The following is a 14,053-nucleotide window of genomic DNA, read 5'->3' on the forward strand; positions in this document are numbered from 1 at the left end:
CAATTGTCATGACAATGCGGTTGCTGAGAGCTTTTTCTCTTTACTGAAGACAGAACGGATTAAACGCAAAATTTATAAAAACCGCAATGAAGCTCGATCTGAGGTCTTTAATTATATTGAGCTATTTTATAATCCAACCCGCCGTCACGGAAATAATGATGGGATATCCCCTGTTGAGTTTGAAAGACGGTATTTTGAGAAGCTATCAACTGTCTAACAAACTAGGGGCTTGCCAAATGCTTTGAAGCGCGTGAGGAAGCTGATCTTGAATTTTTGAAAGAAGAAGTCCCTGAAGCGATTGATAATTCCACTTATGGGGTAAAACAGGTGGCTAAAACTGTTTTAGCCATGAAGGAGTTTTCCCACCCTAGTACAAAAGAAAAATCAAACGTTAACCTGAACCAAGTAATCGAACGTGTTTTAATCATTTGTAAAAATGAGTGGAAAAATATTGCGGAACTCGAACTTAAGCTAGCGCCTCTTTATCTCGGGTTTCTGCACATGAAAGTGATATCAGTCAGGTTATTCTTAACCTTGTTATAAATGCAGCGCATGCTCTCACTGACCGTTCCCCTCAGGATGGGAGCATTAAGATCGCTACAAGTGAAACGCTAAACGATATTATTCTCACTATCACTGATAATGGCTGTGGCATTCCTGACAATATTAAAGATAAGATTTTTGATCCATTTTTCACAACAAAAGACGTAGGAAAAGGAACAGGCCAAGGGCTGGCACTCACTCATGATGTGATTGTGGGAAAACATAATGGGCACATTGAAGTGGAAACTTCTATGGGAGTGGGCACGACATTTAAAATCTACTTACCTAAAACACTTTCTTAAAATTCACACTTTTCCCCTTTAGACAGCAAACAGGATATTCAAAATGCCAAAGATTTTATTTGTTGATGATGAAGATCTCGTCTTGGAAGGCATCAGACGTAATCTCATGCAAATGCGGGATGACTGGCAGTTCCATTATGTAAACAACGCTCAAGACGCAGTCAAAACTGTAGAACAAGAAGAGGATATTGATTTTTGCATCACAGATATAAGAATGCCTTTCTTTGACGGGTTCCAGCTCATTTCATATTTAGAAAAACAACACCCCAAAATCTCAATATTTGTTTTATCAGGACAATGTGATCATGCTGAACGCACCCGCTTTGAAGAAAGAAACATCCTCTTTTTTGAAAAACCATTCCCTGCTGAGATGCTTACAACAGCAATCGAAATGAAAATATTTGAAAAGAGTTTTTAGCGTTAATCATATTGCGACTAAGCTTCAAATCAATTCCTAACAAACTCTTTGTTGAGTGTTTTCTAGCAAGAGATGTGTTTTCCTAGTGTTTTTTTCAGTATTAACGGTAATAATAACGACCTAGTGAAGGCATAAAGGCTTTTTATGGATACTCGACAAAACGAGAAAACAGGATCTTTGATAAGGCGAACATGATCTGTCAATCCCGGAGTAAAAATACGCCATATCCCGGTGTGAAAAGGGACCACTCTGCGCTCAACGATAATCAGTTTATGGCAGCATGGATTATTTTGGTGTTTTCTTCGGATAGGTTAGGTGGCGGTTTTTTGGGGGCTAGGTCAGTGAGTTATTTTTTTGTATATTTTTATAACTTCTGATATTGTTCTCTTCTAATGAAGGTTTATCGGAGGGGTAGGATTGTCATTAAACTTAACTGGGAATGAAATTTCATTTCCTGAAAATGAATTGATCGTTTCTAAGACTGATTTAAAGGGAAAGATTACCTATGCAAATGATGTTTTTCTTTCTGTATCAGGTTACGAAGAAAAAGAATTAATAGGTACACCTCATAACATTCTTCGACACCCAGAAATGCCACATGTCGTCTTCAAGCTGCTATGGGATACACTTAAAGCTGGGAAAGAAATTTTCGCATATGTAATCAATCGTGCAAAGAATGGTGATCACTACTGGGTGTTGGCCCATGTAACACCTTGGATTAACGAAAACGGTGATACTAAGGGCTATCATTCAAGCCGTAGAGTACCCAAAAAAGAAATCGTGGAAAATGTTATTAAGCCACTTTACCTCCAGCTCTCTAAAGAAGAGGCCAAGCATTCAAACGTAAAAGAAGGAATGAAGGCTGCTGAGGCACTTTTAGTCAATACAATTGAACAGTCCCCATACCATTCTTACGAGGAACTCATTCACAATACAATTTGGTCAACTGAAGACCAGGAAGAGGCGTAAAATGGATACTAATAAGAAAAAAAGAAAATCCATTAAAGGACAAGCCGTAGCTTCAGCAGTAATTTTCTGCAGTCTAATTTTAGTAATTTCATTTTTAAGTTTGATTTCAGGTGTAATTGTTAAAGGCTACAATAGTGATCAATCTGAAGCATCGCATTATACCAATGATATTGTTTTACCTCTTAGTCAAACTGCCCTGAAACTTCAAATTGACGTTATTCAAGTTCAGCAATGGTTGACTGATATCTCAGCAACAAGAGGACTTGATGGCTTAAATGATGGTTTTGATGAAGCTGAAGCTGCTGCTCAAAGTTTCAGCAATCACCTTTCAATAGCTAAAGAATTGGCCGTTCAAGGGAAGCTTTCAAAATTAACAAATGAATTGTCGACTGCAGAAAAACATTTTGAACCATATTATCTGATGGGCAAAAAAATGGCTGAAGGTTATATCGCTGGTGGTCCTGCTGAAGGTAACAAAATCATGGGTGACTTTGATGGTGCTGCAGCAAAGATATATGAAGATATCTCAATCATACTAGATGAGATCAAGTCGATTACTGAGATAAGCAAAGACAAAACATACAGCATATCAAGTGCAACAAACTCTACAGTCAACACTAGTATACTAATTACAGTGGTTTTCGCAGTTATCGCTGTCTTTATTGCTGTGTTCCAGACACGTAAGAACATTGATATAGCCAATATTATCACAACTTTGTCTCGCTCATTCCAACTGGCTTCCAGAGGGGACTTAAACCAGCGTGTAGTAGGGGTTCGCAGAGATGATGAAGCTGGTAAAATGGTTTTACGGTTCAATCGTATGATGGATTTATTTGAAGGATATGCAAAAGAAGCCTCTGCTGCGATCGATGCAACAAGCCATAGAAATTATTATCGTAAAATTGTCTTAACAGGTTTAAGAGGTGAATTCGTTGGTTATGCCAAGCGCATCAATAACGTGATTACAGGAATGGCAAAAGAACGTCACGCGACACAAGAATTTGCCAAGCAGGAAGTTTCCCCTGCAATCGAATACCTGTCTCAAGCTGCTGATGAACTCCTTGCTCAGTCTCAAGAATTATCAAGTTTATCTGATGCTACGATTTCGAAATCAACAGATGTAAAGTCAGATTCAGAACAGGCAAGTTTGAATGTACAAACTGTAGCCTCAGCTTCTGAGGAACTTTCCGCATCTATTGGTGAAATTAATCGACAAACGTCTGCAACATCGTCGATTGCAGAAGATGCTTCTATTAAAATTCAATCAACAAACCAAACTGTTCATTCACTGGGTGATGCTGCTCAAAAAATTGGTGAAATTATCACTCTTATCCAAAGTATAGCTGATCAGACAAACTTACTTGCCTTAAATGCTACTATCGAAGCAGCCAGAGCAGGTGAAGCCGGTAAAGGCTTTGCAGTTGTTGCTGGAGAAGTGAAAAACCTTGCCAATCAAACGGCAAAAGCAACAGAAGAAATTTCCACACAAGTTAATGCGATGCAGTCGGTAACTGATGAAGCTGTTCAAGCTATGGAATCTATTGCAAATGTCATTGCCCAAATGAATCAGAATGTTGAAAACGTTACTCATGCAGTTGAAGAACAAAACTCTGCAACTGTTGAGATTTCAGAAAATGTGCAGCAGGCTGCAACTTTGACTCAGGATGTATCTGACAAAATGAACGATGTGTCACAAGATTCAAACAATACTGCAGATATATCAAGTTCAGTGCTTAATTCTGCTCAACAGCTTCAGCTTAAATCGGATGATCTGAAAAAAGCAATGGATCGTTTTATTCAAGAACTCGGCTGACTGACGAATATCACTTCGCCATTCGCTCTCTCAATCTCTCATAAGGCGTTTTTCCATGCAAGCCTGCATGAGGGCGGTGGAGGTTATAATAGTCTTCCCACTCAGCCAGTTTTTTGCCTAGATCAACATCATCCGTATATTCGATAAATTGGTAAAATTCCTGCTTATCTGTTAAGTGGGATCGCTCAACTTTTCCGTTCAAGTTTGTCTGGGAAGACGGCGTTGATAGCCTCTGGAAAGCCTTTTAAGCCGTCCACAACAGCGATGAAGACATCATTGACGCCACGGTTTTTGATTTCATTCATCACCCGTAGCCAGAACTTGGCCCCTTCGGTTTGCTCAATCCAGAGGCCGAGAACCTCCTTTTGACCTTCCAGAGTAAAGCCCAAGGCCAGATAGACAGCTTTGTTGCGAACCACGCCCTCGTCACGGATTTTAACCCGAAGGGCATCAAAAATAATGACAGGATAAACGGCATCCAAAGGACGGTTCTGCCAGTCACGAACCTCTTCCATCACAGCATCGGTGACAGTGGAAATCAAATCCTTGGAGACCGCTACACCATAGATTTCTTCAAGATGCCCACGGATTTCGTTAATGCTCATGCCACGGGCATACATGGAGATGATTTTGTCATCAAAACCTTCAAAACGGCGTTGGCCCTTTTTGATAATTTGTGGCTCGAACGTGGCATCACGGTCACGGGGCGTGGTGATTTCCATTTCACCATCTTCGCCAACAATGGTCTTTCGACCATGCCCATTGCTGGAATTGCCACCATTGCGACCAGCGGGGTCGTTCTTGGCATAACCAAGGTGTTCGTCCAGTTCTGCATTCATTGCCCGTTCAAGCAGGGCTTTCTTCAATTGTTTGAGAAGCCCGTCTTCACCCATTAAATCTTGTGGGTTGTCACAGGACGCAAAAAGCTCATCGAGCAATTCTTTCTTGATAACCATCGTTTGGTACCTCCACATTGGAATTTACATGATGGTCACTTACACAGCTAATCGGATAGGCTCCCAAGGAACATTTTGGGCTATTTTTGAAGGAATGTGAGTGGCGTTTTAACAACCCTGACCCTCAGGAACAATTACGTCATATTAAACAATGGGTTAGAAAATATTTAACTTAGTTATCTAGGACAGCCCCTATTCTAGGACAGCCCCTATTCTAGTATAGAAATATAAATATATTGGTGCTATTCAAATAGCTTCTCGCTCACAGGAAAGCTGATGATGATACCGTTCATTGAATTTACATATGCAGGTCAGGACTTGCCCCATGCCTACGAGAGTAACTACAATATCGGTCTGGTTCTTTTATCTATCTGTGTTGCAATTTTTGCATCTTTTGTGGCCCTCAATCTTTCTGAGCGCATCACCAACAGTCAAAAAACATCCCATAAAACAATATGGCTGAGTTCTGGTGCCATTTCTATGGGGGGCGGAATTTGGTCCATGCACTTTATTGGCATGCTGGCCTTTAGCCTGCCTTGCGGTATCACTTACGATATACAGGAAACCATTTTATCTGTAATTCCCGCCATACTAGCCTGTTTTATTGTCCTTTGGATCATCTCATCAAAGCAAAACACGACTGTACGGCTCATATTGGGGAGCATCCTCATGGGTGCAGGGATCGGTCTGATGCATTATACCGGGATGAGTGCCATGCGTTTAAATGCAACACTCTATTATTCTCCCTACCTCTTTCTTCTGTCCATTGGTGTTGCCGTCGTTTTATCTTTTCTAGCCCTTTATGGGAAAAACTTTATTTTCCAAAAGGATCAGCCACATCATTCCCATTGGCTACATTTATTAGAGAGTGCCATCCTCATGGGGCTTGCCATTTCGGGCATGCATTATGTAGCAATGGAGGCGGCCTATTTCATACCAATCACAGACACGCCGACCAATTCAAACGATATAGAAGCTCCCCTCTTGGCGGGGATCATTGCCATCATGGCTGTTACAGGGGCAACTCTAACATGGGGCGTTTCCCTGTTAGGTGAAAATCGAGAAACCATCAGGTCTCTCAAAATTGAAATGCAATTGCGCAAAAAAGCCGAAGAACAAGATAAAGCAAACCACGCCATCATTCAGGAAAAACAGCATGAGCTGATTGAAATTAACAACCTCCTGAAATATCAGAAAATCGCCATTGATGAGCATGCGATTATCAGTATCACTGATATCAGTGGAAACATTACCTACGTTAATAAAAAGTTCTGTGAAATCAGTGGGTTTAGCGAAGAAGAACTTTTGGGAGAAAATCACCGTATACTTAATTCTCATGAACATTCACGCGATTTTTTCTCAAACCTTTGGTCAACTGTATCCAATGGTCAAACATGGCACGGCGAGATTAAAAACCGTACGAAAAGCGGCTCTTATTATTGGGTGCAAGCCACAATAATTCCCTTCCTCAATGAAAAGAAAAAGCCTTTCCAATATGTTGCCGTACGCACCGATATCACCACACAAAAGCTCAACGAAGAAAAGCTCAAAGAAAACCAAAAAAGCTTGCAAGCCTTTGCACAGTTAACCGCTGACTGGATGTGGGAAATGGATGCAGACCTGCGTTTTACCTATTTTTCCCAATCCAAATCAACAATTGATTTTGACCATAACCAAGCACTTGGAAAGACCCGCCAAGAAATTTTAGGAGAAAATGCTTCATCGACTTACTGGCAAAACCATCTTTCTGATTTAAACAACCGCAGACCCTTTTCAGATTTTGAATATTTTGCAAAAATGCCCAACCGTGAAGAACCCTATTTCTTTCGCATCAGTGGCTTCCCTTTATTCTCAAAAGAAGGGGTATTTACGGGCTATCGTGGTATTGGCTCAGATATCACAAGCTTACATGAAATGAAGCAGGAAAATATGAGGACACAAGACCTCTTGCTCTCTGCCATTGAAAGCTATGATGCAGGTGTTGCCATTTTTGATCATAATGACCAGTTAATTATTCATAATACCGCTTATTTAAACAGGTTTTTCATTAAGGACGTCCACCTTAAACCGGGCCTAACCTATCGACAAATACTTCACCTTCTCGTCAATGCAGATAAACACCTGCCTGAAGAACTGATTTCTGAAAGCTTAGAGCGTCATGAACAGGCCCTTGGCATGGAAGCCTTTAAAACCAGTGAGGGAAACTGGCTAACAATCGATGAATCTAGAACTCCAAACGGTGGTACCCTAATGATTGTCCATGATGTCACCGCAGCAAAAGAAGCCGAAGAAGCCCTTATCAAGGCCAAAGAAACGGCCCAAGCAGCCAGTAAAGCCAAAACCAATTTCTTAAACGTTATTAGCCACGAATTGCGCACGCCAACGCAAGGGTTAAAAGGCCCCTTTGAAGAGCTATCTAAACAATTTATGGATTTTGAAGGGTCTCAACAAATCGAAGAACTTCTCCCCGAGCTTTCAGCAGAGCATCAAGAAAAGTTAAAAACCGCCCTTGATGAACTAAACGATGAAGTTATTGAAGTCTCAAGTTCAGGCTTACTATCAGCAAACCATCTCCTGACTTTAATAAATGAATTGCTCGACTTCGCAAAACTAGATGCCGGAAAGCTTACCATTCAGCCTCAAGTGATCAGCCTGTCTGATGTGACGACAAATGCACTGAAGATCATCCAACCCAGTATCGATAAAAAGGGCTTAGCTATTGATCTCCACCTACCTGCAGAACAATTCATATGGGCCGACCCCATACGTTTCAATCAAATTTTAATAAACCTTCTTGGCAATGCGGTGAAATTCACTCAGCAAGGGAAAATCACCCTTTCAATGGTAAAAGATGACGATATGGCCCATTTCACTGTGAGTGACACGGGTTGCGGCGTACCAGAAAACAAGCATGGTTTAATCTTCCAGGCCTTTGAACAAATTGACGGCACAATGACCCGCCAATCCGGGGGGACTGGCCTGGGACTGCCTTTGACTTACGGACTGGTTTTGGGCCATTATGGCCATATGTGGGTTGAGAGTAAGGTCAATGAAGGAAGCCACTTTCACTTCACTTTACCCATGACAGAGAATGCAATGAGCATTAGAAAAGCACTAATGATGGAACAAGGACCTGAAACATGACGGATGTAAAACCAACCATTCTGGTTGTTGACGACGAAGCGGAAATGATCAGAAAACCTTTAGTGCGCCAACTTCGCCGGGCTTTTCGGGGCTATTCATTTCTTGAAGCCGAAAACGGGGAAGTCGCCTTAGATTTGGTGGAAAAACATCAACCAAAACTGGTCGTCCTTGATCTCATGATGCCTGTTATGGATGGCATTACAGCACTTGAACGCATGAAAGAGCGCCAACAACTTAAAAAAACACGCGTGCTGGTTTATACGGCAGCCGCAGATAAAGAGCTCCGCATCCGTGCCTTGAAAATTGGCGCCATTGACTATCTTGATAAGACGTCCCCCATTGAAGAAGTCCTTGCACGGGTCCATAATTTCCTCTCTATGGAAAGCACCGATGAAGCCCTTATTCAGGCCCATGCCGCCAACGAGGTTAAATCTCGTTTTTTAAGTTCTATGATCAGTAAACTAAAAGAACCAATTGCAGACACCCTAAGCCTAACCCAAGTCCTGAATCTTGAAACAGATGCAGCTTTATCAGATGATCAGAAGGGCTATATTTCTGAAATAACACACAACAGCGAAACCCTTTTGAGTTTATTAGAATGGTTATCTAAGCTCCACCGCATTGAAAATAATAAACTTTTTTCAGGGTTTAAAAACATCAGTATAGAAAATGTGGTTGAGGATGTCCTTGAACTGGTCACACCCACTGCCCAAAGCTCAAACATCACCATTAAAGCCCCATCGAGCGATACAGTTTTCCCTAAGATTAGAACAGATGAAACCCTCTTATCTCAGGCCTTACGGGTCGTGCTCCATGAAACGCTTAAACATTGTCATTCAGGTGCAGAAGTCAGCATAGACCTTCTCAAAACCGATGATGAGAGCTTACGTATTATCATTAAAGATAATCGCCAGACTGAACAAACACCAGAAACGAACCTAGATATGGACCCGCTTGAGCTGTTAAGTGATGAGCATTTCCTAGAGGACAATACGGGGCCTGATATTGGCTTGAACATTATGCAACAGGTTATGGAAGCCTTAGGTGGTAAAATTGACTTTTCAAATGAAGCTAACATAGGCCATAGTTGCGCGATTGAGTTACCCCTGAAACATCAAAGAAGTGATGTTTTTGAACGCCTTTACGGTGAAAGACAAGCCCTCATGTAAGTGCTGTGTCAACAGTATGTAAAACACACTTTATAATTGATAGTTATATTTTATTAGTATATGTATGCCACATGTTTCATGTTATCAATATCTTGCGCAAGTCAGGCCTATCTGAACTTCACGCCTTTGCTGAAAAACAGAAGGCTTCTGCCTTTTGGACCGGCACCATTACCGAGGCAGAAAAACAGCACCCCTACCAAGACCATGTTGAAAAACTTCGTTTATTTATCTGTGACGAAGAAGAAGAAAGCCTTGCCTTAAAAGCGGTTGAAGAAGACCAAGTCACTGTAAAAAAAGAATATATTCTTACTAACCATCCAAGGCTTCAAGATATTGCTCAACCTTCTTCAAAGAACCCACCTATTGATTGGAACACCATCAGCGGTGCAGAGGCCGAAATTGCACGTATGGGGGATTCTTATCAGGAATGGGCCAAAGCAGACCTGAAACGTTTACAAGACCGGATAAATATTATCAAAGAAACCAACAGTTTTGACCTTTCCGACTTAGACGTCATGACCGAGGCATCCTATAGTATCAAAAGCCTTGGCGGGTCGTTTGACTATCACATCCTCACCTTTTTGGGCGACCGTCTTGTCACCTATTTAGATACGGCAAAAAGCAAAGAAGGAAAATTGGGAAAACGTGAAATACATGTCATCAGTGCTTATGTTTCAGCCATTAAAATTGTTCTCCTGAAACAAATAAAGGGTGACGGTGGCCCCATGGGGCAAAAGCTGCTTGAAAACCTAAAAACCGTTATTTCCGGCCCGCGCAAAGAAACACCAACATCACTTCCTAAAGACACTATAAAAGAAGAAGCCCCTCTTGCTAAGACAGAAACCCAGGATTCAAATGCTGCTTCTCAAGAAGAACTCGCAAAGATGTTCCAAAAGACGTGAACACAGGGGGAGATACGATGGTTATGACACAAAGAACACCAGAAAAAGAGAAAAAAGATACATCAAATGTGCCCCATGAAGCCTCTCGTAAAAAGAAGCTTACTCATGCTTTTGGCCTGAATGAAATGACCTTTCTTGTCGTAGATAAAGACCGCCGTCCGGCAGCCCTCATAAGAACCATTTTGCGCAACCTATCCGCAAAAGAGGTCCATTATGCCAACCATTACGAACAGGCTATCCATATTCTCGAAACAACACGTATAGACATGGTGATTAGCGAGCTTGTCTTTGGTGAAGATAACCGCATGGGCGGTATAACCTTGGCTAAAGGTATCCGCGGTGCCTCCTTCGAAGATTATCAGCGCGTTCCCATCATTATGGCAACATCCGCTACGGCAGAAATCAATATTCATGCTGCACGAGATGCTGGTGTCAATGAAGTTATGGCAAAACCAATGACCCCACTATCGGTCTATAAACACATAAGTGCGGTTATTGCAAAACCACGTGATTTCATTGAGGTTCCCCTTTACATAGGTCCTGACCGGCGTCGTAAGGTTGAATTTTTTGAAACGGAGCGCCGCACCCAACAGTAATCTGTGCAGACCTCAATCAAAAAACAATACGTTCCATACCGCTGAGAGCGACAAAACGTTTACCTCGTGCCCGATAGATCAGGGTTAAGCCTGTTTTTTGTGCCAATTCCACCCCCCGAAGCCAGAGATCAACACACTCCGCCCCATGCTCAAGGCTTTCATTATCATTTCAGTCGTCATGCGACCCGTGGGATAGAGATAATAGTCCCCAGCTTATAAAGATGCAGGCACCCCGCAATCTTATCCGATGGATTCAGGAGTGAAGTGCAACACCTATTAACTACATAGGAATAATGACGACAGTCGCCATAGCGTATGTCTATTGTTGGGCCGTATCTACATGCAAGCAGGTATCAAGGGTGCCAGCAGCCATAGTGGTCGCAGAACATTCGCCACGACCTTAGCCGATAAAGGTATCGGCATTCGTGTAATCCAACGATTGATGGGTCATAGACATATCAGTACGACCGCCCAATATGTTGATGTTCGTGATTCACAGTTGGAACAAGCCGTGCAGTTAGTTGGATAGTGCTTCCACGAATGGCTTATATTTCATATCTTCAGTCATAATATGATTTTCCCACCAGTTCATTAAAAAATGGACCAAGTCTTTTTTCAAGCCTTCATCAGCACTTTCAAGTGACAGGCTTTGAACCTTATCCAAGAACTTTTGATGGGCAATCTTATGGTTATCTAAATCAGCATAGCCTATTTGTTCCAGCAATGATTCTTCATATGCAAGGTGCCCATCAACATATTTCATCAATGCATCAAGAATAAAGCCATAGCCTTTATCGTGTTCAGGATTCACAAGAACCGAACTTTGAACAAATAGTTGATTGATTAGATTCAACAACATCTTATGTTGTTCATCCAACTTATCATTCCCAACGCTATGTTTTTTATAAGCCCAACTTATTTCTATCATCAGCCTCCCCCAAGGACAAATAAAAGCAACTAAAGATACATTCACTTATTTGTATGATGTATACACCTATCCTGATAGATAATAAAAGATATTTTTGACCTTTTAGTCAAGTCACATTTTTGAATCATTCACAGCCATTTTAGGTCTATTTTCTTATGATTTTATTTTATGATTTTTATTGAAGTCTTTGAGATGACGCAGTAAAAGAACCTTACATGTAATCTGCGGGCGTAGTTCAATGGTAGAACGACAGCTTCCCAAAAGCTTACATGTAAGGGTGGTAGACCCTTAAAGCAGAACATTCAATCTACATTTAAATCAATATTTTAAGATTATATCCCTTGCATTTTGCTGGATTTTTTTATGATTTTGTCACACTTTTGAATCACCAAGATATAAAAACAAGTGGCAACCGTCAGACGACACGGTAAAAAATGGCAGGGAATCGTAAGACGCAAGGGTTGTAAATCCAGCGTTAAAAGCTTTGCTAAAAAATCACATGTATTGAGCTGGGTTCGCTCAGAAGAGTGGCAAGGCCCTAGTATTGTAGGCACCTGATAGTGTTATAAATGACACTAAACATGAGGTGTTTATTATGAGCGGTAAACGCTACTCCCCCACCGCCACGCTCCATCTTCCCTAAGTGAAACATTTTCAAAATAATCTGAAAAAAGTGTGCTCCAAATGAGTGTGACCTGCTTTGATCTGCTTTCGAAAAACTAACATTTCATATGGACCACTTTTTGGTGGCTCTGCCAGATCCTCCCAAAGGGACGTATCGCAATATAACCTTCCCTCCAAAGACGAAAGTGCTCCAATCATTCATTAGCTCTCGACGTTTTTCCAGCAAATTGCCTCTTCGGTATGCAGCTTCTACTTTGTTTTCTATTTCATGAGCCAAAGCCATTTCAACCACTTCACGGGGATAAGAGGTACGCTCAGCAGCCCAATCACGAAAACTGGACCGGAAGCCATGGACCGTAATTTGGTCATATTCCATGCGTCTCAACAGCTTAGTGAATGTCATATCACTCAGAGGTCGATTTTTTTTGATGCCAGGAAAAATGAAGTCTGAAACCTGGACTTCTTTCATCTCATGTAAAATATCGATAGCAGTATCTTGCAAAGGAATTTCATGAGCTTTTTTCATCTTCATTCGCTCCGCTGGTATGGTCCAAAGCTTCTTTACAAAGTCAATTTCATCCCAAACGGCAAGCCGTGTTTCACCTGTTCGTGTAGCTGTTAGAATAATGAACTCCAACCCTTTTGCAGCCACCCCCTCCTGCTTTTGAAGCTTTACTAAGAAATCATTCATTTCATCAAATGGCAGTGCTGAATGATGTTTAACGTTAATTAGGCGTGAGGGAGATATGAAGGAATGCTCCAAATGGCCTTTCCAGCGGGCTGGATTCTCCCCTTTACGGTAGCCTTCATGACGGGCCCAGTCCAAGATTTTTTCAATCCGCCCGCGAAGCCGCTTTGCCGTTTCCGTCTTTTCTTTCCAGATTGGATTTAAGACTTGTTTGATATGTAGCGTCTCAATATCACCCACAAGATATTTACCAATTTTAGGGTAGGCGTATGTCGCTAATGTATTTTTCCATTGTTGCCGGTGCTTAGGGTTCTTCCAGCCTTCGTTATGAATATTGATATATTCTTCCCCACATTTTTGGAAGGTAAGCTGTTTTTCATGACTAGTTCTCTTTTGGTTTTTTTCCTTCTGTCGTTCATCGATAGGATCTACCCCATCATGTAGCATCTGCAGAAGCTTGAGCGCTTCAATCCGGGCGTCTTTTAGAGAAAATAGTTTAGTAGAGCCAAGGTGCATTTCCCGCCTAGCAGGTTCTCCTGTCATCTTAGTTGTTCTATATCTGAACACCCATGATTTTCCGCCAGACTTTAAAACTCGAAGGTACAGATTATTTCCATCTGCATGCATACCTGGCTTCGTAATAGTTTCCACCTCTCGTGCACTCAGTATCTTCACCTTGCGAGCCATAGTAATTTCCTCTTAATGCCCATCCATTTGCCCACCCATTTAGCATGATTTCACGCGAGCGTCCACGGTCATTAATGAATGAAAATTACTTAACTATCTATTTTTAATATAAGTTTATGAATACAAATGAACTTAACCGATTTATACTTATACGGACTCTCTGTCCGCCATTAAAAACCCCTTTCGATTTTATTCGGCAGGGGTTTTTTTATTGTTAAAAAGACTAAACCGTCGTCTTCCTGTCAGTCTTTGCAGGGTTCCTCCTCTTTAACAACGGCATGACCTTGCCTGAATAAAAGGATTAATCTCTTTTA

Annotated in this window: 12 protein-coding genes and 4 pseudogenes; 12 read left to right on the top strand and 4 right to left on the bottom strand. The window is 41.4% G+C overall.

What is annotated here, in order from left to right; genetic code table 11:
- From MTBPR1_RS06720 to MTBPR1_RS17795, 6 genes are all read left to right on the top strand, one after another.
- Window positions 1–217, top strand: a 217-nt coding sequence (locus MTBPR1_RS06720; RefSeq protein WP_165602629.1) for an IS3 family transposase, incomplete at its 5' end; no start/stop codon positions are given.
- 56 nt (window positions 218–273) lie between these two features.
- Window positions 274–543, top strand: coding sequence for a hypothetical protein (locus MTBPR1_RS06725; RefSeq protein ID WP_069186810.1), 270 nt, complete (start codon window positions 274–276; stop codon window positions 541–543).
- On the top strand, window positions 540–845 hold the full coding sequence (locus MTBPR1_RS18435) for a sensor histidine kinase (protein WP_420808123.1): 306 nt from the start codon (window positions 540–542) through the stop codon (window positions 843–845). The genes MTBPR1_RS06725 and MTBPR1_RS18435 overlap by 4 nt, the downstream gene beginning before the upstream one ends.
- A gap of 43 nt (window positions 846–888) precedes the next feature.
- The gene (locus MTBPR1_RS06730) at window positions 889–1,263 is read left to right on the top strand and encodes a response regulator (protein WP_069186811.1); all 375 of its coding nucleotides are present in this window, start codon (window positions 889–891) and stop codon (window positions 1,261–1,263) included.
- A 417-nt stretch (window positions 1,264–1,680) separates the two neighbouring features.
- Window positions 1,681–2,232 (top strand): PAS domain-containing protein, encoded by a 552-nt coding sequence (locus MTBPR1_RS06735; protein WP_069186812.1) that lies wholly within the window; start codon window positions 1,681–1,683, stop codon window positions 2,230–2,232.
- A 1-nt stretch (window position 2,233) separates the two neighbouring features.
- Window positions 2,234–4,045, top strand: a complete 1,812-nt coding sequence (locus MTBPR1_RS17795) for a methyl-accepting chemotaxis protein (protein WP_083222949.1) — start codon at window positions 2,234–2,236, stop codon at window positions 4,043–4,045.
- A gap of 10 nt (window positions 4,046–4,055) precedes the next feature.
- Here the strand turns inward: MTBPR1_RS17795 and MTBPR1_RS17800 are convergent.
- Window positions 4,056–4,250 (bottom strand): annotated as a pseudogene (locus tag MTBPR1_RS17800) (integrase core domain-containing protein); the annotation flags it as partial.
- Window positions 4,246–5,019 (bottom strand): annotated as a pseudogene (locus MTBPR1_RS06745) (IS256 family transposase); the annotation flags it as partial. The pseudogenes MTBPR1_RS17800 and MTBPR1_RS06745, both read right to left, overlap by 5 nt.
- Window positions 5,020–5,063: 44 nt before the next feature.
- Between MTBPR1_RS06745 and MTBPR1_RS18280 the strand changes: the two are divergent.
- From MTBPR1_RS18280 to MTBPR1_RS06770, 6 genes and pseudogenes are all read left to right on the top strand, one after another.
- A pseudogene (locus MTBPR1_RS18280) lies at window positions 5,064–5,177 on the top strand (IS1595 family transposase); the annotation flags it as partial.
- Between the two features lie 100 nt (window positions 5,178–5,277).
- Window positions 5,278–8,145: an MHYT domain-containing protein gene (locus MTBPR1_RS06750; protein ID WP_083222951.1), complete on the top strand. Its 2,868-nt coding sequence runs from the start codon at window positions 5,278–5,280 to the stop codon at window positions 8,143–8,145.
- Entirely contained in the window at window positions 8,142–9,314 is a 1,173-nt protein-coding gene (locus MTBPR1_RS06755; RefSeq protein WP_069186815.1) for an ATP-binding response regulator, read from the top strand. The genes MTBPR1_RS06750 and MTBPR1_RS06755 overlap by 4 nt, the downstream gene beginning before the upstream one ends.
- Before the next feature lie 71 nt (window positions 9,315–9,385).
- The gene (locus tag MTBPR1_RS06760; RefSeq protein WP_069186816.1) at window positions 9,386–10,216 is read left to right on the top strand and encodes a hypothetical protein; all 831 of its coding nucleotides are present in this window, start codon (window positions 9,386–9,388) and stop codon (window positions 10,214–10,216) included.
- 17 nt (window positions 10,217–10,233) lie between these two features.
- On the top strand, window positions 10,234–10,812 hold the full coding sequence (locus MTBPR1_RS06765) for a response regulator (RefSeq protein WP_069186817.1): 579 nt from the start codon (window positions 10,234–10,236) through the stop codon (window positions 10,810–10,812).
- Window positions 10,813–11,128: 316 nt separating this feature from the next.
- A pseudogene (locus MTBPR1_RS06770) lies at window positions 11,129–11,341 on the top strand (tyrosine-type recombinase/integrase); the annotation flags it as partial.
- On the opposite strand, the gene MTBPR1_RS06775 reads toward MTBPR1_RS06770, so the two are convergent.
- Complete coding sequence (locus MTBPR1_RS06775) at window positions 11,330–11,740, bottom strand: bacteriohemerythrin (RefSeq protein WP_069186819.1); 411 nt, start codon at window positions 11,738–11,740, stop codon at window positions 11,330–11,332. The pseudogene MTBPR1_RS06770 and the gene MTBPR1_RS06775 overlap by 12 nt on opposite strands.
- Window positions 11,741–12,467: 727 nt before the next feature.
- Window positions 12,468–13,739: a tyrosine-type recombinase/integrase gene (locus MTBPR1_RS06780; RefSeq protein ID WP_069186820.1), complete on the bottom strand. Its 1,272-nt coding sequence runs from the start codon at window positions 13,737–13,739 to the stop codon at window positions 12,468–12,470.
- Between the last annotated feature and the right edge of the window lie 314 nt (window positions 13,740–14,053).

The organism is Candidatus Terasakiella magnetica, from assembly GCF_900093605.1.
In the GTDB taxonomy this organism is placed as follows: Bacteria; Pseudomonadota; Alphaproteobacteria; order Rhodospirillales; family Terasakiellaceae; genus Terasakiella; species Terasakiella magnetica.

What these genes read in the sequence shown, in the direction of transcription:
- MTBPR1_RS06730 (WP_069186811.1), top strand. Translation starts at nt 889, where the DNA reads ATGCCAAAGATTTTATTTGTTGATGATGAAGATCTCGTCTTGGAAGGC.
- MTBPR1_RS06775 (WP_069186819.1), bottom strand. Translation starts at nt 11,740, where the DNA reads ATGATAGAAATAAGTTGGGCTTATAAAAAACATAGCGTTGGGAATGAT.
- MTBPR1_RS06750 (WP_083222951.1), top strand. Translation starts at nt 5,278, where the DNA reads ATGATGATACCGTTCATTGAATTTACATATGCAGGTCAGGACTTGCCC.
- MTBPR1_RS06755 (WP_069186815.1), top strand. Translation starts at nt 8,142, where the DNA reads ATGACGGATGTAAAACCAACCATTCTGGTTGTTGACGACGAAGCGGAA.
- MTBPR1_RS06765 (WP_069186817.1), top strand. Translation starts at nt 10,234, where the DNA reads ATGGTTATGACACAAAGAACACCAGAAAAAGAGAAAAAAGATACATCA.
- MTBPR1_RS06760 (WP_069186816.1), top strand. Translation starts at nt 9,386, where the DNA reads ATGTTTCATGTTATCAATATCTTGCGCAAGTCAGGCCTATCTGAACTT.
- MTBPR1_RS06780 (WP_069186820.1), bottom strand. Translation starts at nt 13,739, where the DNA reads ATGGCTCGCAAGGTGAAGATACTGAGTGCACGAGAGGTGGAAACTATT.
- MTBPR1_RS17795 (WP_083222949.1), top strand. Translation starts at nt 2,234, where the DNA reads ATGGATACTAATAAGAAAAAAAGAAAATCCATTAAAGGACAAGCCGTA.